We start from the raw sequence: 21656 nt of genomic DNA on the forward strand, positions 1-21656 counted from the left end.
CGTCGGTCTGCCCGCCGCCGTTCACGGCCTCGGTCGCAGACCCGGTGGGTTCGGTCGGCCGTCAGGCGCACGGGCCGTCCGGCTGGGTGCGCCAGGCCAGCACGCCGCCGGAGAACCCGGCGCGCAGCCGCGCGGTGATGCGCAGCGCCGTGGTCGTGAGAGTGGGGAAGGCGAGCTGGTTGAACCGGTCGGTGGCGACGCCGTAGCCGGCGGCGCCGTCCACGGGGTGCCACCGGCCGTCCGTGGAGAGGTGCTCCAGCCGCCAGGACTCGGGGACGCGGCAGGCACCGTGGCCAAAGTCGTCGTACCAGTACACCGATACCGCGCTGACGCGGACGGGTTCGGCGTAGCTGTACTGGATCCACTCCTCGGTCCCGGTGTGGTCCCACCACGTGAAGCGCGGAATCGTCTGGTCGTAGGAGCTCGACGGCTCGGCGACGGCGTTCATGAGCAGCGCCTGAGGACTGTCGACGCCGCTGAAGGAGGCGGTCACCGCCGCCCACTGGAGTGCCCTGCCGGTCGTGGAGGCGGTCGGGAAGGACGTGAGGCGCAGCCGGGCGGCGGCCGCCGGGACGAGCGTGAGGTGTTCGACCGGTTCCGTGGTACGCGCCGGGCTCTGCTGCAGCGGAGCCACGACGTCCTGGTCGTCGCTCACCCAGCCCGTCAGGCGCCGGCCCTTGGCCCGCATCACCACCGGAGTGCCGGAATGGGTGAAGGGGTCGGCGGCGCCGGCGCGGGTGCGTTCCACGGTGAAGGACCGCGCGGGTGCCTGCTGGTCCAGTTCCAGTGCGTAGTTCCACGGCGAGGCCGGGCGCACCTCGTACTCCGGCCATGCGTCGCTGCCGCCGGACCGCTGCCACTTCTCCTCGATGCGCAGGGAGTAGGTGACGGGGCCGTGGTGGACGGAGACGGAGTCCTCGTTGGCGCCCCAGGTGCGCACCGTCGTGCGCATCGGCAGCCGCAGCACGATCTGGTCGCGGTCGTGCCACCGGCGGTGGAGAACGAGGTGGCCGCCGCTGCGCCGGACGGGTACCGGACGCCCGCCCAGCCGGACCGAGGGCTCCTCGCACCAGCCCGGTACCCGCAGATAGAGCGGGAAGTCGACGGCACGCGGGGTGGACACCGTCAGGGTGATGGTGTCGTCGAAGGGGTAGTCGGTGCGCTCGGTCACGGTGACCGTCGTGCCGTCACCCACCTTGGCCCGCACGGAGGACTCGGCGTACAGGGAGGCGCACAGTCCGCCGTCGACGCTCGCGAGCCACATCTCCTCGGCGTAGTAGGGCCATCCCATGCCGTAGTTGTGGGGGCAGCAGCGGTACTGGTGGATGCCGGGCATGTACGCCTGCATGGCGAAGGAGTTGTTGAACTGGCCGTGTGACTTGGCAACGTTGTCGAGTTGGATGCTGTTGGCCGCCGTCACGTAGTGGGTGCCCTTCTGCCGTGGGTCGAAGGCGGCGGGCAGCGTGTTGACGGCCAGGTCCTCGCAGCGGTCGGCCCACAGGGTGTCACCGGTGATACGGGTGAGTATCTGGTGGCTGTGCATGTACTCGACGATTCCGCATGTCTCGAAACCCTGGCGCGGATCGTGGTAGCCGGGGCGTGCGTTCTCGTCCGCGGCGAAGCCACCGCCGGGGAACTGCCCGTAGCTGCCCATGACGGTGTCGTAGACCCGGTGCGTGGCCGCGAGGAACGCGGGGTCGCCGGCGAGGACGCCGTACTGCGCGGGTTCGCGGAAGCCCTGGGCGAGGTTGACGTTGTGCCAGGTCGGGATCGTGTGGGTGTAGTCGGCGCTGTGGGTGTGCATCGTGCGGACCAGGTCCAGCAGCCAGTCGTCACCCGTGCGGTTGTAGAGCCAGTAGGCGGTGTCGATGGTGTCTCCGACGCGTGCCGAGCCCCAGCCCCGCCCGAAGAGCGTGCCGGGCTGGCCGTGGAGGTACTTCAACCAGCCGGTCAGAGCCGGTACGACGCGGTCGTCGCCGCTGTACTCGTGCCAGGTGCGCAGCGCGTCCAGGACCGGCATGTGGGGCCAGAAGTCGGGTCCGCCGTCGAGGGAGGTGCGCAGGCCGGAGGGACCGAAGAAGCCGTCGGGCTGCCGGGTGGCGAGGATGCGGTCGATCCAGGTGCGGGTGAGGTCGAGGGCACGGCTGTCCTGGGTGACGTAGCCCAGGTCGCCGAACCCCCTGAGCCAGTAGGGGAGTTCCTCCCAGCCGTCCCGCTCCGGGACGGCCCACCCGCTGGTCTTGGCGTCCAGGTAGTCGGACACCTCGGGCATGCGCCCGTTCAGGCCGTCGAGCTGGAGGTCGAGCTGGGTGCGCAGCCAGCCCTTCGGGGTGATGCTGCCGGGCGGCAGCCGCAGGAACGGGTCCTGCCGCAGCGGGGCGCGGTTGGCGGTGTAGTGGGGACCGGCGGCAGCGGCGACGGGGCTCGGGGACGGGACGGCCTGCGCGGGTGCGGCGGTGCCGGTCAGGGCGGCTGCGCCGGCGACGGACATGGATCCGGTCAGGAACGTGCGGCGTTCCATGGGGTGTCCCTCCTGGTCGAGGACCGCGTTCTGCGGTCGTGCGGAACAGCGCGGGGGCGGCGCGGCTCGCCGGACCTCGTGCCGGCCTCCCCGCCACATGGGGAGCGGTCGGCGCGGTGCGCGGGCGGACGAGGCGGGAGGTCGCCGCCGCTCGCCTCGCGGACGGCCGTCCCGCGCCCCTCAGGACAGGGTCAGGTGCGGGAACCGGAACTCGGTGCGGGTGCGGTACTCCTCCCCCGGTCGCAGGACTGTGCTCGGGTACTCCGGCCGGTTCGGCGAGTCGGGAAAGTGCTGGGTCTCCAGGCAGACGGCGCCGTGGCGCTCGTAGGGTTTCGCGTCGGCCCCGGCGAGTGATCCGTCCAGGGTGTTGCCCGTGTAGACCTGTATGCCGGGCTCGGTGGTCCACACTTCCATCCGCCGGCCGCTCTCGGGATCGGCCAGGCGGGCGGCGCGGCGCAGCGTCCCACGGGCGTCGACCGGGGCGAGCACCCAGCAGTGGTCGTAGCCTCCGGCCGCGGTCAGCTGGTCGTCCTTCGCCTCGATCCGGTCGCCGATCGGGTGTGCGGCGCGGAAGTCGAAGGGGGTGCCCGCGGTGGGCGCGAGCGGGCCGAGCGGGATCGCCTCGGCGGTCACCGGCAGGTAGGCGTCGGAGTCGAGTTCCAGGGTGTGACCCAGCACGTCCCCGTGACCGGCGCCCGCGAGGTTGAAGTAGGAGTGGTTGGTGAGGTTGACCACGGTGGCGCGGTCGGTACGGGCCCGGTAGTCGATGGCCAAGGTGCCGCTGCGGTCGAGGCTGTAGGTGACCTGGACGTCCAGGGTGCCGGGGAAGCCCATGTCGCCGTCGGCACTGCGCAGTTCCAGGCGCAGCGCGGCGGCATCGGAGCCGTTGCCCGGGGCCGGGGTGCCCTTCCAGACCCGTCGGTGGAAGCCGGCGGGGCCGCCGTGCAGCGCCTGGCCGCGGTCGGTGGCGGGTACACGGTAGGTCTCTCCGTCGAGGGTGAACTCGCCGTGGGCGATGCGGTTGCCGTAGCGGCCGATGAGCGCCCCGAAGTAGGGGTTGGGCGCGGAGTACTCCGCCATGCCGGGCAGGCCGAGCACGATGTCGTCGACGTTCCCGGTGGGTGCCGGAACGCGCAGGCTGGACACGATGCCGCCGTAGGTGAGCACGTCCGCGCTGATCCCGCTGCCGGAGTCCAGCCGCCAGCGGTGCACCGGCGTGCCGTCGGGCGTGGTGCCGAACGGTGAGCCGGTCAGAGTGGGGTGGGGTATCAAGGTCGTCGTCCTCGCTCGTCGGGGCGATGGGGGTGGCGGCACCGGGGGTGCCGGTCAGGGTCTGCGGATCGCGGTGGACTCGCGCACGATCAGCCGGTAGCCGGGCAGGATCCGGCGGGGCGGAAGCGGTTCGGGGTTGCCCCGGTCGGCGATCCGCTCCACCAGGCACTCCACGGCGAGGCGGGCGAGGTCGGACTTGTCGGGGGCGACGGTGCTGAGCGACACCGCTCCGTAACGTGCCTCCTCGATGTCGTCGAAGCCGACCACCGCGATGTCCTCGGGGACCCGCAGGCCGCGTTCCACCAGGGTGCGCATGGCGCCGAGCGCGACCAGGTCGTTGTAGGCGAAGACGGCGTCGGGACGCTCGTCCCGGTCGAGCAGGGCGGCCATCGCGGCGGCGCCGTCGGCCCGGTCGTAGCCCTCGGTGGCCACCACCATCGACTCGTCGGGAGCCAGGCCGGCCGCGGTGATCGCCTCCCGCCAGCCGCGCAGCCGCAGGTGGGCGGGTTGGCGGGCGCTCTCGCGGCGGGCGCCGAGAAAGGCCACCCGGCGCCGTCCGAGGTCGAGCAGATGACGCACCGCGATCCGGGCCGCGCCCACGTTGTCGATCATGATGTGGTCGTAGGGAGCGTCGTACTCACGCTCGCCCAGCAGCACCATGGGCGGTCCCTCGGGCCGGGCCAGCAGGTCCTCGCGCTCCAGCCCGATCGGGCTGAGGATCAGCCCGTCGATGACGTGCGAGCGGAAGCCCTGCGAGACCAGCAGCTCCTTCTCCCGCAGGCCCGCGGTGTGATCGAGCAGCACCGTCAGGTCGTGCCGGGCCGCCACGTCGATCACCGCGCCCGCGACCTCCGCGAAGTAGGGGTTGCCGAGTTCCGGAATGGCGAGTGTGATCAGGCCGGTGCGGCCCTTGCGGAGGTGACGCGCCGTCAGGTTGGGCCGGTAGCCCAACTCGTCGATGGCCCGCTGGACCCGCGCACGGGTCTGGGGAGTCACGTGCGGGTAGTCGTTGACCACGTTCGACACGGTCTTCACCGACACACCGGCGCGCTGCGCGACATCCTTCAGGCTGACACCCACGGCGATCCTTTCTCGGAGGGTGGAGGATGGTCTCGGCCGTCTGCCGGGCGGCCGTGCGGGCGCGTCGCGTTCGGCGGCCGGTGCTCACTCGAGCCGCTGAGTGCGGCTGAGCAGGGTCTGCATCAGAACTACCACAGCGAGAAACGCGCCGTTCACGGTGTCGGTGAACGCCGAGCCGTACTGCGAGAAGTAGTGATCGATGAGGTTGTGGATGACGGCGAGCAGCAGCACGCCGCTGACGGTGCCGCCGACCGAGCCGCTGCCTCCGGTGAGCAGCGTGCCGCCGATGACCACCGAGGCGATCGCGGTCAGTTCGTAGCCGATGCCGATGGTGGTCACGCCTGAGCCCAGGCGCGCACCGCCCAGTGCGCCGGCCGCGGCGGCCAAGGTGCCCGACAGCAGGTAGGCCAGTACCTTGGCGCGGGCCACCGGGAGGCCGAGCAGCAGCGCCGCGTGCTCGTTGCCGCCCATCGCGGTGAGGGTGGCGCCGAAGCGGGTGCGGGTCAGCAGCAGCGCGCCCAGGGCGAAGAGTACGGCCACGATCAGCACCGGGGTCCAGGTGCCGGCGCCGAGGGAGCGGAAGGCCGAGTGCCGCGGCACGAGGTAGGTGGTCGCGCCCTCGTCGGTGATGGCCTGCATCAGGCCGCGCAGCCCGAGGAGTCCGACGAGGCTGACGATGAACGGGGCCATGCGGGCCCGGGCGACGAGCAGTCCCTGCACGGTGCCCCAGGCGGCGCCGACGGCGAGCGGCAGCAGGATCGCGAGCCAGGTACCGTGCGTGGAGCCGTAGGCCCCGAGCACTCCGCCGAGCGCGTACATGGAGCCGACGGAGAGGTCGATACCGCCGGTGATGATAACGAAGGTCATGCCGAGGGCCAGCAGCCACACGAAGGCGTTGTTGCCGAGGATGCTGCTGATGTTGGACCAGGTCGGGAAGGTGTCGGAGGTCGCGGAGGCGACGACGACCACCAGCACCAGCACGGCCAGCGCGCCGTGCCGCTGGATCCGCGGGGCGATCCGCTCGCCGAGGGAGGGGCGCGCGGCGTCCGCCCCCGGCCGCGCGGTCATCAGGACGGTGGAGGTCATCGGGTACCACGCTCCTGGGAGGCGTATACGGCGAAGCAGATGATGGCCGCCTCGACGATCTGGGTGTACGACGTGTGCACGTTGTGCTGGGTGAGCACCGCGGTGATCAGCTGCATGAACAGGGCTCCGGCGACGGTGCCGAGCACCCGCACCCGGCCCCCGGACAGCGGGGTGCCGCCGACCACGACCGCGGTGATGGCGTTCAGCTCCATGTTCAGGCCCTGGTTGGCGGGGTCGGCCTCGGCGCCGTGGCTGACGATCAGGACGCCGGCCAGCGCGGCGAGCACCCCGGAGATCACGTACACGGTGATCAGCACCCGCCGCACGGGCAGCCCGGACAGCCGACTGGCCTGCCGGTTGTCGCCGACGGCCACGAGTTGCCTGCCGAACGTCGTACGGCGCACCAGCAGGCCCGTGAGCAGCGCGCACACCGCGGCGATCCACGCCATCTCCGGCACTCCCGCGACGCTGCGCGAGCCGACGCCGAGAATCCCGGACTGGAGGACGGGTTTGGCGGAGTTGCCGTTGATGATCTCGGCAAGGCCCCGGACGCCGATCATCAGCGACAGGGTGGCCACGATCGGCTGGATCCGGGCGAAGGCCACCATCGCGCCGCCGACCGCGCCCGAGACCGCGCCGAGCAGCAGGGCGACCAGCAGTGCGCCGCCGAGTCCGTAACCGGCGTACAGCGGTACGACGGAGGCGGCCAGCGCGATCACGGCGCCGACCGACAGGTCGATGCCCTCCGTGCCGATGACCAGGGACATGCCGAGCGCGACGAGCAGCGTGGGCGCGAGCTGGAAGAGCTGGACGCGGATGTTGCTCATCTCGACGAACGACGCGTCCATGCCGACGGCCACGCAGAACAGCACGACGAGGGCGGCGTAGACGCCGTACTCCTGGAGCAGGCGCAACAGACGGGCGCGGTCGGCGACCGGGCCGGACCACGTGAGCGAGGTCATCGCTGGTTCTCCTCGACGGGGGCGGACTCGGATGTCGTGGCCGGCTCCGCGGCGGCGGGCGGCGCGGGGGCCCCGCCGCCGGAGCCGGGCGCACCGGCTTCGCCGGCCGTGTCCCGGGGCGCGGTGGCGAGCGCGTCGAGCAGGCCCTCCTCGGTGACCTCCGCGCCGGCGAGGTGCCCGACGACGTGTCCGTCCTTGAGGATCACCACACGGTCGGAGCCCTCGATCAGCTCCTCCAGGTCGGAGGAGATCAACAGCACGCCGAGGCCGTCGCCCGCGAGTTCGTCGATCAGCGCCTGCACCTCGGCCTTCGCGCCGACGTCGATCCCTCGGGTCGGCTCGTCGAGCAGCAGCACCTTGGGGTTCAGGCACAGCCAGCGGGCGAGCAGCACCTTCTGCTGGTTGCCGCCGGACAGGTCGCTGACCTTCTGGTCGGGGCCGGAGGCCTTGATGCGCAGCCGCTTCATGAAGAACTCGACGATCTCGTCCTGCTTGGCCTGCGAGACCAGTCCCGCCCGTGACAGGCGCGGCAGCGCGGCGAGCGAGATGTTCTCGCGCACCGACAGATTGGGGATGATGCCCTCGGTCTTGCGGTCCTCGGTGAGCATCACGACGCCGCTGCGGATCGCGGCGGCGGGACTGCGCCGGCGCATCGCCCGGCCCTCGACCTCGACGGTGCCGCCGTCGGTGGCGAGCGCGCCGACGATCGCCTTCGCGGTCTCGCTGCGACCGGCCCCGAGGAGTCCGCCGAGGCCCACGACCTCGCCGGGGTGGACGTCCAGCGAGACGTCGTGGAGGCGGTGACGGGCCGACAGACCTGTCGCGCGCAGCACGGGCCTGCCTTCCTGACGGTCGTGGCGTTCGGTGTCGAAGGCGGTGGTGCCCTTCTCCCGGACGGTGGACATCTCCCGGCCGAGCATCAGGGAGACCAGCCGCAGCCGCTGGAGTTCGGCGATCGCGCCGGTGTGCACGACCGCTCCGTCGCGCATCACGGTGACCCGGTCGCAGATCGTGTAGAGCTCCTCGATCCGGTGGCTGACGTAGACCACCGCGATGCCCTGCTCCTTCAGGCGGCGGATGACCGAGAAGAGCGTGTCGACCTCGCGCGGTTCGAGGGAGGAGGTCGGCTCGTCCATGATGACCACCCGTGCGTCGATCTGCACCGCACGGGCCAGCGCCACCATCTGCTGTGCGCCCAGCCCGAGGTCGCGCAGCGGGCGGGTGACGTCGACGTGCACGCCGTAGCGGCCGAGCACCTCGGCGGCCTCGCGGTTCATCCGGGCGACGTCGACGAGTCCGAAGCGGCGCGGTTCGCGGCCGAGGTGGAGGTTGCGCGCGACCGACATCAGGGGGACGAGGTTGACCTCCTGGTAGATGGTGGAGATTCCGGCCGCCTGCGCCTCCAGCGGGTTGCGGAAGTCTCGTGCGCGGCCGGTCAGCCGCACCGTGCCGGAGTCGGGTCGGTACACCCCGGTCATCACTTTGATCAGAGTGGACTTGCCCGCGCCGTTCTCGCCGATGAGCGCGTGCACCTCGGCGGGGCGCAGGGCGAACTCCACGTCGCGCAGCGCGTGCACGCCGGCGAAGCTCTTGTTCACCCCGGCGACTTCCAGGACGAAGTCGCCATGGGGGTCGAGGTCCTGCTGGACCACGTCTGCCTCCTCGGACGGGACTGCCGGGTGCGGTGAGGGCGGCGCGGCAGCCGTTGCGGCGGGTCCGGTGGCCGCGGCGGCCGAGCCGCCGCGGCCGGCGGGCCGGTCAGTACACCAGACCCTGGGACAGAGCCTGCTTGGCGTTGTCGGGCGTGAAGTGGCCGTCCTTGATGATCACCCTGGGCTGGACGCCGGTGGTGCCGTAGAAGTCCTGCAACGACTTGAACGCGAGCGGACCGAACCGCGGGTTGGTCTCGATGTCGGCGACGGCCTGGCCGGCGGCGACGTTCTGGACCATCTGCGAGATGCCGTCGATGGTGACGATCTTGACGTCCTTGCCGGGTGTCCTGCCCGCGGACTTGATCGCCTGGATGGCGCCGAGGGCCATCTCGTCGTTCTCGGCGTAGACCGCGTTGATGTCGGAGTGCGCCTGGAGCAGTTGCTCCATCACCTTCTGGCCGTCCGTCTGGGCGAAGTTGCCGGTCTGGGAGGCCACGATCTTCATGTTCGGGTATTTGGCCTTGACCTGGTCCTCGAAGCCCTTGGTCCGGTCGGTGGTGACGTTGTTGCCGGGGCTGCCGGTCAGGATCGCCACGTGCGCGCTGCCGTCGGTGGCCTTCGCCAGGTCGTCGGCGGCGATCCGGGCCTGGCCGTAGAAGTCGGAGCCGGCGAAGGCGATGAAGTCGGTGCAGGCGGTGCCGGTGACGGACCGGTCGATGGTGAGCACCGGAATCTTCTTGGCCTTGGCCTTGGCCAGCGCGGGGCCGAGGCCGTCGGAGTTCTCCGGGGCGACGATCAGGACCTTGGCGCCCTGCGCGATCATGTCTTCGATCTGGGAGTTCTGCGCGTTGACGTCGGCGTTGGCATTGCGCTCGATGAGCTTGACGCCCAACTGCTTCGCCTGCGCCTCGATGCTCTTGGTCTCGGTGGCTCTGAAGGGGTTGCTGGTCGACTCCGACTGCGAGAAGCCGACGACGGTCTTCCCGTCGGTGATGTCGAGCTTGGGAACCCCGCCGCCGTACCTCTGGTACGTGCAGCCCGGGCCGCCGGCGGAGTCGGTGGGCGTCGCGAGCTGCTGGGCGGCCGCGGTGTCGGCGGCGCTCGCACCGGCGTCGGACTTGGGCGAGTCGTCGCCGGTCTTCGTGCAGGCGGTGGCGGCCAGGCACAGGCCGGCGGCCAGTACGGCGGCGGAAACGGCCTTGGACCGGAGGGAGGCGTACATGCGCCGATCACATCCTCGTCGAATAAGTCTGGGCGTGCGGGCTCTGGCTGAAGAGCGAAGAGGAATCCGGCCGGGCGGGCTTGCGGATGACCTGGCCTGACGGTTCGTACAACGATGCAGAGGAACAGTGGACGACGGCGCCGAAAGCTGTCAAGACATCAGACCGCGTTTACCTCAGTCGACTTGCGCCACCGTCCTGTAGGTCCGGTGGCAAGGGAGTCGGTTGCGGCTGCCAGGCCGTCATCGGCCACTCGGCAAGACGCCCCACCCGTGACATATACGCAGGTCAGCGCAGGTATTCACAGAGTCGAACCCGCCTGTGAGGGGACCGAAACACCCGGGATTTACGTCGAGTCCGGAGGGTGGACATGACATCGCGGCTGTGCTGTCATCGTCCTGCTTCAGTTTTCCATCGTTGTAGGAACAGCCTGCGATTCCTGGCCGTTTGGTCGATGCCGGACCTCCACGCTTCCCATGGCTTCTTCCGGCGGGCCGGCGCGCCCTTCCAGCTCTCGCGCGAATTCCCTGCCCTTTCATCGCTTTCCCGAGCGGGTCCCTCCAGGAGAACCGAATGACCCCGAGACACGACCATGCCGGCCCGCCTGCCAACGAGTCGGGCACTCCCGAGTCCGGTACCGGCTCCTGCGCCTCGGCCGGTGGGCTCAGCCGCCGCGGCCTGATGCGGTGGACCGGCGCGGCCGGCCTCGGCGTGGCCGGCGCCGGTCTGCTGCCGGGCTTCACCCAGGGCGCGCAGGCCGCTTCCGCGACGGCACAGGAGACTGCCGACCGCGCCTCCTCCGGCGGTCGCTCCCCCGGCCCGGCCGCCCCGTCCTTCGATCCGATCCGCCCCCCGGCCGTGCCGCTGGCCGTCCGCTCGCCCTACCTGAGCACGTGGCTGAACGCCGACCTGCCGGCCGGCCACTGGCCCGTGTTCTGGACCGGCCGCACCACGGCGATGACCGGTGTCATCCGGGTCGACGGCACCAACTACCTGTTCCTGGGCGCACCGAACGTCCCCGGCCACCCGCTCCCCCGCGGCGCCGTGCAGCGTTCGCTGACCCTCACCGCGACCCGCTCGCGGTTCGTCTTCGAGGCCGGCGGCGCGGAACTGACCCTGACGTTCCTGTCCCCCGTCGAACCCGGCGACCTGCGCCGCCAGTCGATGCCGCTGTCGTACATCGCCGCGGACGTGCGCAGCCTGGACGGCAGGGCGCACGACGTCGCGCTGTACTTCGACATCTCCGGCGAGTGGGCCTCCGGCAACTCCGGCACGAAAATCCGCTGGTCCCAGGAACAGCTGTCCGGCTCGGGCGGTACGACGGCGACCGCCCTGTCCTTCACTCCCGACAGCCCCGGAGTGCTCAAGGAGAACGGCGACATGGCGTCCTGGGGCACCGTCGTGTGGAGCGCGACGAACCGCTCCGGACTGAGTTGGCAGATCGGCTCGGACACCACCGTGCGCGCCACCGCGCTGGACGGCAAGGCGCTGGCCGACTCCGCCGACAGCCGCCAGCCGCGCGCCGTCAACGACAGCTGGCCGGTCTTCGCCTTCCGCTTCGACCTGGGCAGCGTCCACGGCTCCACCGGCGCGCTGCTGTCGGTCGGCCACGTCCGCGACCCCGCCGTCGGCTACCTCGGCGAGCAGCTGGCGCCCCTGTGGAGGTCGTACTGGCCGAGCTGGCAGGACATGGCCGCCTTCTTCCACTCCGACGCGGCGGCGGCACGGAAGCGCACGGCGGCCCTGGACCACAAGGTGCGGACGGAGGCGACGGCCGCGGGCGGCGCCAAGTACGCCGCGCTGTGCGCTCTTTCGCTGCGGCAGGCGTACGCGGGCACCGAACTGGCGAACCGGAAGGGCAAGCCCTGGGCGTTCCTGAAGGAGATCTCCTCCGACGGCAACGTCTCGACCATCGACGTGACCTATCCGGCGATGCCGGTCTTCCTCTACCTGGACCCGCAGTACCTCGGCCTGCTCCTGGAGCCGCTCTTCGACTACGCGGAGAACGGCGGCTGGCCCAAGAAGTTCGCCGAGCACGACCTCGGCTCCAGCTACCCCGACGCGACCGGACACAACGACGGCAACGAGGAGGACATGCCGGTCGAGGAGTCCGCCAACATGCTGCTGATGACGGCCGCCTACCTGGCGCGCGGCAGCTCCGCCACGGCCCGCTCCTTCGCCTCCGCCCACTACGCGATCCTCAAGCAGTGGGCCGACTACCTGGTGGACAACACGCTCGACCCGGGCTACCAGAACCAGACCGACGACTTCACCGGCTTCATCGCGCACAGCGCCAACCTCGCCCTGAAGGGCATCCTGGCCATCGGCGCCATGGCAAGGATCGCGACCGCGGCAGGCAACTCCGCGGACGCCGACCATTACACGGGCGTCGCCCGCGACTACATCGGCCAGTGGGTGGACAAGGCCCAGGACACCGACGGGGACCATCTCAAGCTGGCCTACGACCAGCCCGGCACCTGGAGCCTGAAGTACAACGGCTACCCCGATGCGCTGCTGGGGCTGAACCTCGTGCCGCGCGAGGTGGCGCGGCGGGAGGGCGACTGGTACCTGTCGCAGGCCAACCAGTTCGGCATCCCACTGGATGTGCGGCACAGCTACACCAAGGGCGACTGGGAGATGTGGACGGCCGCGTGGCTGCACGACCACCCGGTCAGCGATCTGCTGGTCTCCACGCTCTACCAGTTCGCGAACACCACTCCCTCGCGCGTGCCGTTCACCGACTGGTACGACACGACGGCGAACACGCAGAGCGGCGGCTTCCAGGCCCGCCCGGTGGTCGGCGGCGTCTTCGCCCTGCTGAGCCTGCGCTCGTAACGGGCCACCGCGCAGCGTCCGGCGGTGGTCCGCCACCGCCGGACGCAAGGGTGGGGTCGGGGTTCACAGCCCTCTTCCGCAGGTGCCGGTGACTGCCGCGAACAAGCCGAACCAGGGGTGGCGTTCCCGGTCGTCGCAGAAACAATGCCCCTGTTTGCGGCAAATAAGCCCGCATGGCATATCATCGGCGGATGATCTTCATCGTAGTCAAGTTCCCCGTAAAGCCCGAACACGTCGAAGAATGGCCGAAGCACGTCGAAGCCTTCACCCGGGCCACCCGCGCCGAACCCGGCAACCTGTGGTTCGAGTGGTCCCGCAGCCTGGAGGACCCCCACACCTACGTCCTCGTCGAGGCCTTCCAGGACGGCACCGGCGAGGCCCACGTCAACTCGGACCACTTCCGCGCCGGCCTGGAAGCGATGCGCCCCCTGCTGCGCCGCACTCCCGACATCGTGAGCACCACGATCGAGGGAGCGAACGGCTGGAACGCGATGGGCGAACTCACCATCGACTGACAGACTCACAGCCGACGGACTCACTCCGGCCCGCCGTCGGCGGCTACCGGTGCGCGGCCAGGAACGGCAGGACGACGGCGGCCATCTCGTCCGGTACTTCCTCCGCGAGGTCGTGGCCCGCGTCGAAGACGTGTCCGGTGACGTCGTGGGCCACGAACCGTGCCTGTTCCGCGTTGCGCTCGCCGATGAAGGCCGAGCCGCCGAGCGCCAGCACGGGGACGTCGAGCTTGATCCGGGCGGCCTCCCGGTTCTGTTCGGCGTCGGTGAGCATCGCCCGGTAGACGGCGAGCATGGCGCGGATGCCGCCGGGCAGGGAGTAGCAGCGCACGTACTCCGCGACGGCGTCGGGGGTGGCGGTGTCGGGATGGCTGCGCTCGTTCTTGATCATGTAGGTGATCAGCTCGCGTTCGTGTCCGGAGATCAGCATCTCGGGCACGTCGGGCTGGAAATAGAAGCCAAGGTGCCAAAGGTGCATACCGGAGGCGTTCTCGGGGGTGAGGGCCGTGTGGTCCTCGAAGCCGAAGCCGGGGAGCAGCGCCTCCGCGAAGACGAGGGAGGTGACGTGGTCGCGGTGGCGGGCGGCGAGCTGGTAGCCGATCACCGCGCCCCAGTCCTCGCCGATCGCGGCGTAGGTCTCGTGGCCGAGGCGGGCCATCAGCTCGGCGATGTCGTCGCTCATCGTCGCGGAGTCGTAGCCGTCCGCGGGGCGGGCGGAGTCGCCGAGACCGCGCAGGTCGGGCACGACGACGGTGTGGTGGGGCGTCAGCTTGGGGGCCAGGTGACGCCAGTGGTAGCCGGTCTTCGGCACTCCGTGCAGCAGCACGACGGCGGGGCCTGAACCGGCCGTCCGGTAGTGGAGGCTCGTTCCGTTGACGGCGGCACGGCCGGTGCGCAGGGGTGCTCCGTCATGGTCGTACATCATGGGACAGCCACTTTCTTGATCGTGTGTTACAGAATTCGGGCATGAAAAGGTCCGGCCCGGGTCGCGAGGAGCGGTCAGTCGAGAGCGGTCAGCGCGACGTCGACGAGGGGTTCGAGGGCGCGCGGGTCCGGGGTGATCTTCGAGGAGACCAGCAGGCCGTTGAGGAAGGTGACGAGGAAGGCCGCGACCGTGTGCGGGTCGTGCCGTTCGGCGATCTCGCCCCGGTCCCTGGCGGCCCGCAGCACCTCGGTCAGCGCCTCCCGGGTCGCGTCCTGCATGTCGCGCACGGTGCGCCGGGTCGCCGTGTCCTGGGGCAGCCGCTCGCAGACGGCGTTGACGGCCAGACAGCCCTGCCCGTCGCGCTCGACGGCGATGCGGATCCGCTCCGTCAGCAGCGCACGGATCGCCGCGCGGACGTCCGCCCCCTCCTTCAGACCGCGCAGGGCGGCGGCCGCGAGGGTGGTGCGGTAGTGCTCCAGCGCGGCCCGGTACAGGCCGTCCTTGTCACCGAACGCCGCGTACAGGGATCCCTGTCCGATCCCCAGGTGCTGGGTGAGGTCGCGCACCGAGGTCGCCTCGTAGCCGCGCGTCCAGAACAGTTCCATGGCGCGGCTCACCGCCGCCTCGGTGTCGAACTCCCGGGTCCTTGCCATGGCTCCACCGTAAGCTATCTGGATCGCTCACTCAAGAAAGAGGGCGCGAGGGGCCTCACGGACCCAGGCCCTTCGCCGTCGGCAGTGGCCAGGAGGACCCGGAGGCGATGCATCGTGGATGATCGGGTGTCCGGTCGGGTCGGGAGGCGGAGGCAGGGTTGAGCGTCACGGGTGTGTGGGTCATCGGGGCCGTGGCCGACGAGAAGACCAAGGACCTGCTGCGCACCGCCGTGCAGGCGCACCCGCCGAACCCGGTGGCAGCGCAGGCTGGTGTGCGTGAGGGGTTGGGCTGGTGGCGGAGCAAGGCGGCGGAGTCCTTGTTCGTCATGTCCAGGACCACTCCCGGCAGTTGGGTCGCTGGTGAGGACGCCTTGCGGCTGAGCGAGTTCATCGACGGCCGCTATGACGACTCCGATTCCGTGGAGGCGCTGCGCGACGCGGTCATGGACCAGTTTCCGCCCCACGGAGGCGAGGGCCTGTTCACGGCCGTGGCGCGCAAAGCGAGCCCGTTCTCGGCCTTGGCGTACGCGCTCGGTCCCGATGCGGTGCTGCGGCTGCCGGGTTGGTTCGGGGACTTCCTGCTGGATGCCGAACAGGTCCGGGCGCGGCTCCCCGCTGCCGAGGAGGCTCTCACCTTGACCGGAGCCCGACGGCAGCACGCCGCCGAGCGGATCCGCGCATGGCTGACCGGACTGGGTGACGCTCCCGACCAAGACGTGGACGAGCTGATCGACGGCCCGTTGCGCGTGCTCCGGCACGCTGCCCGCACCGGGCAGGGTGCGGCCGGCCAAGTCCGCTGGTACTGAGGCGACTGAACGCTCGGCGCAAGCGCCGCCGCGTCGGCGGTGGCGGCCGCTGCCGGCGTGCGGGAGCCGCGAAGTCGTGATCAGCGACGGTACGCGGTTGTCGCGATCTCGACGAAGGACCGGACCAACGGGTTGGTGTCGCCTTCCTTCCACACCGCCACCACCCGGCTCGGCGGCATGTCGGTCAGCGGCACCACGGCCAGCTCCGCGGGCAGGTCGTGTCCGAGCGGGGCCAGGCCGACCGTGCCGTTCCACAGCACGGTCTGCAGGCACTCCTGGACGGCGCGCACCACGGGGCCCTCGCGCGGTCTGCCGCCGTTCCAGTACGACTGCCAGACGGGATCGGTGCCCTGCGGGAACTGGAACCAGCGGCGGTCGCCGAGTTCGGCCAGCCGCAGCCCGTCGCGGCGGGCCAGCGGATCGTCGGCGCGCAGGACCACGCCGACCGGATCGTTCCGCAGCGCGCGCACCGTCAGGGCAGTCACGTCGAACGGGGCCCGTGTCAGCGCGACGTCGACCAGTCCGGCGCGCAGCCCGCAGGTGGGGTCGGTCAGGTCGGTGTCGCGGACGCGGATGTCGATGCCGGGGTGGTTTCGGCGGAAGGCGGCGGCCAGCCTGGCCACTCCAGGGTCGGTGCCGTGGCCCAGGATGCCGATGGTGATGGTCGCGAGGCCGGCCGCCGCGACCACGCGTTCCCGGACGCGGTCGGCGTGGTCGAGCAGGGCCCGCGCCCCGTCGAGCAGCACGGTGCCCGCCGGTGTGAGCGTGACGCCCGCGGGTGAGCGGGCGAAGAGCAGGGCACCGACATCGGCCTCCAACTGCTTGATCGCCCGGCTCAGTGGCGGCTGGCTCATGTGCAGCCGGGTGGCGGCCCGGCCGAAGTGGAGTTCCTCGGCGACCGCCACGAAGTAACGCAAGGTCCGTAGCTCCACGCTGCCACGATACCCACCAGGTATCGGCGCTGCGGAACAGGTCTTGGACAGCCCCGGGCGCTCGGCGGTGGACTCGTGAGCATGACCGAAGAAGCGAAGACCAGCGTGCCGCAGCCCCGACCCGCCGTATCGGTGATCGGGCCCGGCGACGGCGAAACGATCGTTCTGGGCCCCACGCGCATGCGGGTCATGGAGGACGGCAGCCACACCGGGCACCGCCTCGCGATCGCCGAGTCCGTTCTCGCCCCGCACACCCAGGGACCGCCGCAGCACCGCCACTCCCGACACGACGAGGGCTTCTACGTCCTGTCCGGCACCGTGCGGTTCACCGTCGGGGACGAGAACTACGACGCGGTGACGGGCACGCTCGTGATGGTGCCGCCCGGGACCCCGCACACCTTCGCCAACCCGACGGACCAACCCGCCGTCATGCTCAGCACTTTCACCCCCGACCTGTACGTGCAGTACTTCCGGGACCTCCAGGAAGTACTCGCCGGCGGCCGGCCGATGACGCCACAGGCCAACATCGACGCGATGAGCCGCTACGCGACCGAGCCCGCCACCGATCTCGCCTGAAACCTGGTCGGGTCGGCCGGGTGGCCGGGGTCACCCTGGGGCGGCGGCGTGTTCCGGGCCAGGGCGAAGACGGACTGGTCGGGCGGGAGAAGACCTGGCCGGGGCCTGCGACGGACCTGTGCGAGTACCGGCCGGGGCGGGCCATCGGCCCGCCCCGGGAGCGACCCGCGGTGTCGCGGTCACGGACCGGCTCCGCCGCCGGCGTCCAAGGCGGCTCGGACGACGCCTAGGGCCTCTCGTCTGGATCATGCCGGGCTCGCGGGGTCTGGCACGCACATCTGCGGCGTTGTCGTCGGTCGCCAACGCTCCGCGTTGACTCCCTCCTCCGCCTTGCATCTGCACGCACCAGACCCCGCTCCCTGATCCGGCCTGATCCAAACGAAAGACCCTAGTTGATGCAGAGCCCGTTGCACACGTACTGCCAGAAGGCTCCGCAGCCGCGATACATCTGGCAGCCACCTTGGCCGTACTGGCAGTGGGTGGCGTTCGTGCACTGGTCGTCCTCGTCCGTGCAGGTGCAGGCCCCGCTCGCGCGGCGCGCGGTGGCCTCCGCGGCCTCGGTCGGGCCGAGGGTGCCGAGCAGTGCACTGCGACCGTCCGGGCCGAACGCTTCGGAGGCGGACCGGCTGAGCCGCTTCAGCTCGGGGGTGGCCGCTGTCCTGTCGTCGTCGGCGAAGTGGCTCGGCGCGGAGGCCCACGCGACTGCCTGGTCGTAGACGGCTCGCTGTTCCGGTGTCATGTCGGGCCGGGTGGCACGGTAGTGCTCCAGGTGTTCGAGCCACATCCGGCTGCGGGTCTTCGCGGACAGTTCGCCGTAGATGGCGCGGCGGTAGACGAGCGGATAGGTCACCAGGTCGCCGTAGCGCTGCGGCAGACTGTTCTTGTTGCGCTGCGCCCAGGCCAGCGCGGTCCGGCAGGAGTCCTCAGCGAACGCCGGTGTCCGCCCGAGGAGGACGATCCCGGCCGCCACCGCCGCGCCGGTCCCCAGCCGCAGGAACTGCGAGCGCCCCATGACGTCGCCGTGTCCGGGTGCCGGCAGGGGGCGCCGGCTCTCCTGCCGGAGCCGGCCCAGACCGCGCAGCACGGCCGTCGTCGAACGAACACCGAGGTGCCGCACGAGCGGGAGCGCCATGGCCGCCCCGGTCCACAGGCGTGCCTCGCCACCGGTGGCCTTGATCAACGTCGGCGCGGGCGGTGCTTCTTCACCCAGACGGGCCGTACGCCACTGCCGTACCTCGGTGTCGGACAGCGGCAGCACTTCGAGCTTCCCGTCGCCCGCGTGCCGCACGGTGGCGGCGATCTGGCGACACGTCGCGCACGAGGCGTCGAACGCGAGAATCCACCGCACCCGCGGCGGCGTGGCCGTGTTGTCGTTCACATTTCCTCCTTGGCTTTCCGGATTTTCCGAAGGGACTTCTTCGGGACTTCTCCGCGTGACGTCGCGTCCCGTGTGCGTCGGCACCCACCGGATGTTTTCGGCGACCGCGCTTTCGGATTCCTCGAACTCTTCGTGGACGGCCTGTGGCAGTTCCCCGGCCATGTCTAGCCCTTGCGGGTTGTTCGGCTTCGGCGGACTGGTGCCGAACAAACGGATGCCGAAAAATGTGGTCTCACAGCACATGCGGGGGGAGGTGCGGGCATGCCGCGTGGCGAGCGTCCGCTCGATGCGGGAGACGGTCCGTTACTGCGCTTCGCCGCCAGACTGCGGGAACTGCGCCACAAGGCGGGCAGCCCGGCATACCGGCAGATGGCCGAACGCGCCCATTACTCGGTTTCGACGCTTTCGGAGGCGGCGGCCGGTCGTCGGCTTCCGACGCTCGCCGTGACGCTCGCTTATGTGCGCGCCTGTGGCGGGGACCCGCTGGAGTGGGAGCGCATCTGGCAGGAGACGGCAGCCGATATGGACGTGCCGGAGCTGCCCGCCGTGGAGGCCGGGCAACGAGCGCCCTACGCGGGGCTCGCGGCGTTCCGGACGGAGGACGCGGAGTGGTTCTTCGGCCGGGAACGGCTGGTGGAACAGGTGCTGCAGCGGCTCCGGGAACAGCGGTTCGTCGTGGTGATCGGTGCGTCGGGATCCGGGAAGTCGTCGCTCCTGCGGGCCGGGCTCGTGCCGGCACTGGAGCAGCGGACGGTGGTGTTCACCCCCGGCCCGCGTCCTCTGGAGGAGTGCGCGATCCACATCGCGGCGATGGCGGGCGGCACCCCGGGGCGATGGTACGAGGAACTCTCCGCCGATCCCGCGAACCTGCACCGCGCGCTGCGCCGAACACTCACGGCGGAGCCACCCGAGAGTGAAGTCGTGCTCGTCGTCGACCAGTTCGAGGAGACCTTCACCCAGGGCACCACGGAGGACGCCGCCTTCATCAGCGCGCTGGTGACCGCCGCACGGGCACCGAACAGCCGTTGCCGGGTCGTGCTGGGAGTCCGCGCCGACTTCTACGCCCACTGCACCCGCCACCCTGACCTGGTGGAAGTGTTGCGCGACGCACAGGTACCCGTGGGTCCGATGAGCCTGGAGGAACTGCGCTGCGCGATCGTCCGGCCCGCCGTACGATCCGGGCTCGCCGTCGAGGGAGCGCTGCTCGCCACGCTGACCGCCCAGGCCCAGGGCCGACCGGGCGTCCTTCCGCTGCTGTCGCACGCCCTGCTGGAGACCTGGCGGCGTCGGCGCGGCAACACCCTGACCCTGGACGGCTTCCGGGCCACCGGCGGGCTGGAAGGTGCCCTGGCCCGTACCGCCGAGACCTTCTACAACGGTCTCACCACGGCGCAGCGCGAGGTGGCCAGGCAGGTCTTCACCCGGCTGACCGCCCTCGGGGAGGGCACCGAAGACACCCGCCGCAGGATGACGAAGACCGAACTCGATCCCACGCCCGACGTCCGCGTCGTCCTCGACCGCGCAGCGGCCGCGCGGCTGCTCCTGCTGGACCAGGACCGGATCGAGCTGGCCCACGAGGCCCTGATCCGCTGCTGGCCCCGGCTGCACCAGTGGCTCACCCGGGACCGGGAAGCGCTGCGCATCCAGCGGCGGCTGACCGAGGCGACCGACCTTTGGGAGCAGCTGGACCGGGACCCCGGCGCCCTGTACCGGGGTGCGACGCTCACCATGGCCCAACACGCCGCTCTGCGTCCGAGCCACCGTGAGCAGGCGTTCTTGCGGGCCAGCGTCGAGGCCGCGGCCGTCGAGGCCGCGCGAGGCCAGCGCCGGACCCGCCGTACGCGGCAGCTCGCCGCACTGCTCGCCGTGCTCCTGGTTGCCGCGGTCGGCGCTGTCGCCGTGGCGGTACGGGCCCAGCAGCAGCTCACCCGGCAGCGCGACACGGCGCTGGCCCAGGAGTCGTCGGACCAGGCGGTGGCGCTGCGGACGACCCGGCCCGCGCTGGCGGCGCAGCTCAGCCTCGCAGCCCTGCGGCTGGTGCCGGGAGCGGCGGAGCAGGACGGACTCATGAGCACGATGTCGGTGGCCTTGCCGAACGACCCGGGGCAGGCGGGCCACACACAGGCCGTCAGCTCCGTCGCGTTCCGGCCGAACGGCGGCTGGGTGGCCACCGGCGGCTTCGACCACACGGTACGGCTGTGGGACATCACCGACCCGCTCCACCCGGTCCCGGGACCCGGTGCGCTCCCCCACCCGGACATCGTCACCGGTGTCGCCTTCAGCCCGGACGGGCGTCTTCTGGCCACCGCGGGACGCGACCGTACAGTCCGGCTGTGGGACGTCGGCGACGTACGCCGTCCGGTCCTGGTGCGGACCCTGACCGGGCACCGCGACATCGTCTTCGCGGTGGCCTTCAGCCCCGACGGGCGGATGCTCGCCTCCGGCAGCTACGACCACACCGTGCGGCTGTGGAACGTCGCCGACCCCTCCCGGGCCCGGCTGCTGTCGGCCCTGACCGGCCACCGGCTCAACGTCAAGCCGGTGGTCTTCAGCCCGGACGGCCGACTGCTCGCCTCGGGCGGCGACGACCACACGGTACGGCTGTGGGACATCACCGACGGCCGGCGCCCCCGCCCCCTCGGTGTGCTGGAGGGCCATCGCGACTTCGTCGACGCCGTGGCGATCAGCCCGGACGGCCGGACGCTGGCCTCCGGCAGCGACGACCGGACGATCCGGCTGTGGAACATCGCCGACCCACGGCGTCCAGTGCCGCTGAAGACCCTCACGGGCCACGCCGACGTGGTCACCTCCGTGGCCTTCAGCCCGGACGGACGACTGCTCCTGTCGGGCAGCAACGACCGTACGGCACGCCTGTGGGACGTGACCGACGCGCGCGGGGCGCATCCGCGGCACGTCCTGACCGGCCACCTCGGCGCCGTCAACGCCGTGGCCTTCAGCCCGAACGGACGACTGCTGTTCACCGGCAGCGCCGACCACACCGCCCAGCTCTGGCAACCGGACGTGGCACACGCGGCGGCACTGGCGTGTTCGCTGCGGGCCCGACCCACCATCACGGAGAAAGAGTGGCGCGCTCACCTGCCAGGCGTCGCCTACCGGCCCCCGTGCGAGCACGGCTGACACCGAGACCGTCCCTGTTCGCCCGAACGGGCCCTGCTCCGCTCAACGGGACGTGACCATCCGGTTATCGGATTGATAAAGATGGTGGTCGGGCTCTGTTCACAGCCC

General features: G+C 71.1%; 16 protein-coding genes. 5 read left to right on the plus strand and 11 right to left on the minus strand.

All coding sequences use genetic code 11. The annotated features are described in order from the left end of the window. Nucleotides 1-61: 61 nt before the first annotated feature. From HZZ00_RS19940 to HZZ00_RS19970, 7 genes are all read right to left on the minus strand, one after another. Complete coding sequence (locus HZZ00_RS19940; protein ID WP_180327705.1) at nucleotides 62-2521, minus strand: beta-L-arabinofuranosidase domain-containing protein; 2460 nt, start codon at nucleotides 2519-2521, stop codon at nucleotides 62-64. A 180-nt stretch (nucleotides 2522-2701) separates the two neighbouring features. Further along, nucleotides 2702-3790 carry an aldose epimerase family protein gene (locus HZZ00_RS19945; RefSeq protein WP_180333613.1) on the minus strand — a complete coding sequence of 363 codons (1089 nt, stop codon included), beginning with the start codon at nucleotides 3788-3790 and terminating at the stop codon, nucleotides 2702-2704. Between the two features lie 57 nt (nucleotides 3791-3847). Next, on the minus strand, nucleotides 3848-4873 hold the full coding sequence (locus HZZ00_RS19950) for a LacI family DNA-binding transcriptional regulator (protein ID WP_180327706.1): 1026 nt from the start codon (nucleotides 4871-4873) through the stop codon (nucleotides 3848-3850). Nucleotides 4874-4957: 84 nt separating this feature from the next. After that, entirely contained in the window at nucleotides 4958-5959 is a 1002-nt protein-coding gene (locus HZZ00_RS19955) for an ABC transporter permease (protein ID WP_180327707.1), read from the minus strand. Then, nucleotides 5956-6921: an ABC transporter permease gene (locus tag HZZ00_RS19960; RefSeq protein WP_180327708.1), complete on the minus strand. Its 966-nt coding sequence runs from the start codon at nucleotides 6919-6921 to the stop codon at nucleotides 5956-5958. Before HZZ00_RS19960 ends, HZZ00_RS19955 begins: the two co-directional genes overlap by 4 nt. Next, a complete protein-coding gene (locus HZZ00_RS19965) occupies nucleotides 6918-8573 on the minus strand; it encodes a sugar ABC transporter ATP-binding protein (protein WP_180327709.1) in 1656 nt (551 codons plus the stop codon). The genes HZZ00_RS19960 and HZZ00_RS19965 overlap by 4 nt, the downstream gene beginning before the upstream one ends. A gap of 106 nt (nucleotides 8574-8679) precedes the next feature. After that, the gene (locus HZZ00_RS19970; RefSeq protein WP_180327710.1) at nucleotides 8680-9795 is read right to left on the minus strand and encodes an ABC transporter substrate-binding protein; all 1116 of its coding nucleotides are present in this window, start codon (nucleotides 9793-9795) and stop codon (nucleotides 8680-8682) included. A 571-nt stretch (nucleotides 9796-10366) separates the two neighbouring features. On the opposite strand from HZZ00_RS19970, the gene HZZ00_RS19975 reads away from it, so the two are divergent. Beyond that, nucleotides 10367-12628, plus strand: a complete 2262-nt coding sequence (locus HZZ00_RS19975; protein WP_180327711.1) for a glutaminase family protein — start codon at nucleotides 10367-10369, stop codon at nucleotides 12626-12628. 191 nt (nucleotides 12629-12819) lie between these two features. Then, complete coding sequence (locus HZZ00_RS19980; RefSeq protein WP_180327712.1) at nucleotides 12820-13143, plus strand: putative quinol monooxygenase; 324 nt, start codon at nucleotides 12820-12822, stop codon at nucleotides 13141-13143. 43 nt (nucleotides 13144-13186) lie between these two features. Here HZZ00_RS19980 and HZZ00_RS19985 read toward each other — a convergent pair whose 3' ends face one another. Both HZZ00_RS19985 and HZZ00_RS19990 read right to left on the minus strand, forming a co-directional pair. Continuing rightward, nucleotides 13187-14065 carry an alpha/beta fold hydrolase gene (locus HZZ00_RS19985; protein WP_180327713.1) on the minus strand — a complete coding sequence of 293 codons (879 nt, stop codon included), beginning with the start codon at nucleotides 14063-14065 and terminating at the stop codon, nucleotides 13187-13189. A 74-nt stretch (nucleotides 14066-14139) separates the two neighbouring features. Beyond that, nucleotides 14140-14718 (minus strand): TetR/AcrR family transcriptional regulator, encoded by a 579-nt coding sequence (locus tag HZZ00_RS19990; protein WP_180327714.1) that lies wholly within the window; start codon nucleotides 14716-14718, stop codon nucleotides 14140-14142. 191 nt (nucleotides 14719-14909) lie between these two features. Between HZZ00_RS19990 and HZZ00_RS19995 the strand changes: the two genes are divergently transcribed. After that, the gene (locus HZZ00_RS19995) at nucleotides 14910-15524 is read left to right on the plus strand and encodes a hypothetical protein (RefSeq protein ID WP_180327715.1); all 615 of its coding nucleotides are present in this window, start codon (nucleotides 14910-14912) and stop codon (nucleotides 15522-15524) included. 80 nt (nucleotides 15525-15604) lie between these two features. On the opposite strand, the gene HZZ00_RS20000 is transcribed toward HZZ00_RS19995, so the two are convergent. Further along, nucleotides 15605-16456 (minus strand): LysR family transcriptional regulator, encoded by an 852-nt coding sequence (locus HZZ00_RS20000; protein WP_257584903.1) that lies wholly within the window; start codon nucleotides 16454-16456, stop codon nucleotides 15605-15607. Between the two features lie 81 nt (nucleotides 16457-16537). Between HZZ00_RS20000 and HZZ00_RS20005 the strand changes: the two genes are divergently transcribed. After that, complete coding sequence (locus HZZ00_RS20005; RefSeq protein WP_180327716.1) at nucleotides 16538-17032, plus strand: cupin domain-containing protein; 495 nt, start codon at nucleotides 16538-16540, stop codon at nucleotides 17030-17032. 388 nt (nucleotides 17033-17420) lie between these two features. On the opposite strand, the gene HZZ00_RS20010 is transcribed toward HZZ00_RS20005, so the two are convergent. Beyond that, nucleotides 17421-18410, minus strand: coding sequence for a bacteriocin fulvocin C-related protein (locus tag HZZ00_RS20010; protein ID WP_180327717.1), 990 nt, complete (start codon nucleotides 18408-18410; stop codon nucleotides 17421-17423). Nucleotides 18411-18671: 261 nt separating this feature from the next. Between HZZ00_RS20010 and HZZ00_RS20015 the strand changes: the two genes are divergently transcribed. Continuing rightward, nucleotides 18672-21548 (plus strand): AAA family ATPase, encoded by a 2877-nt coding sequence (locus HZZ00_RS20015; protein WP_180327718.1) that lies wholly within the window; start codon nucleotides 18672-18674, stop codon nucleotides 21546-21548. Nucleotides 21549-21656 lie beyond the last annotated feature (108 nt).

Source organism: Streptomyces sp. NEAU-sy36 (assembly GCF_013423905.1).
Classification (GTDB): Bacteria; Actinomycetota; Actinomycetes; order Streptomycetales; family Streptomycetaceae; genus Streptomyces; species Streptomyces misionensis.

Bases quoted from the DNA above. Each gene is read 5' to 3' on its own strand.
- HZZ00_RS20005 (WP_180327716.1), top strand. From the start codon at position 16,538: ATGACCGAAGAAGCGAAGACCAGCGTGCCGCAGCCCCGACCCGCCGTA.
- HZZ00_RS19980 (WP_180327712.1), top strand. From the start codon at position 12,820: ATGATCTTCATCGTAGTCAAGTTCCCCGTAAAGCCCGAACACGTCGAA.
- HZZ00_RS20015 (WP_180327718.1), top strand. From the start codon at position 18,672: ATGCCGCGTGGCGAGCGTCCGCTCGATGCGGGAGACGGTCCGTTACTG.
- HZZ00_RS19955 (WP_180327707.1), bottom strand. From the start codon at position 5,959: ATGACCTCCACCGTCCTGATGACCGCGCGGCCGGGGGCGGACGCCGCG.
- HZZ00_RS19940 (WP_180327705.1), bottom strand. From the start codon at position 2,521: ATGGAACGCCGCACGTTCCTGACCGGATCCATGTCCGTCGCCGGCGCA.
- HZZ00_RS19975 (WP_180327711.1), top strand. From the start codon at position 10,367: ATGACCCCGAGACACGACCATGCCGGCCCGCCTGCCAACGAGTCGGGC.
- HZZ00_RS19970 (WP_180327710.1), bottom strand. From the start codon at position 9,795: ATGTACGCCTCCCTCCGGTCCAAGGCCGTTTCCGCCGCCGTACTGGCC.
- HZZ00_RS19985 (WP_180327713.1), bottom strand. From the start codon at position 14,065: ATGATGTACGACCATGACGGAGCACCCCTGCGCACCGGCCGTGCCGCC.
- HZZ00_RS19960 (WP_180327708.1), bottom strand. From the start codon at position 6,921: ATGACCTCGCTCACGTGGTCCGGCCCGGTCGCCGACCGCGCCCGTCTG.
- HZZ00_RS19990 (WP_180327714.1), bottom strand. From the start codon at position 14,718: ATGGCAAGGACCCGGGAGTTCGACACCGAGGCGGCGGTGAGCCGCGCC.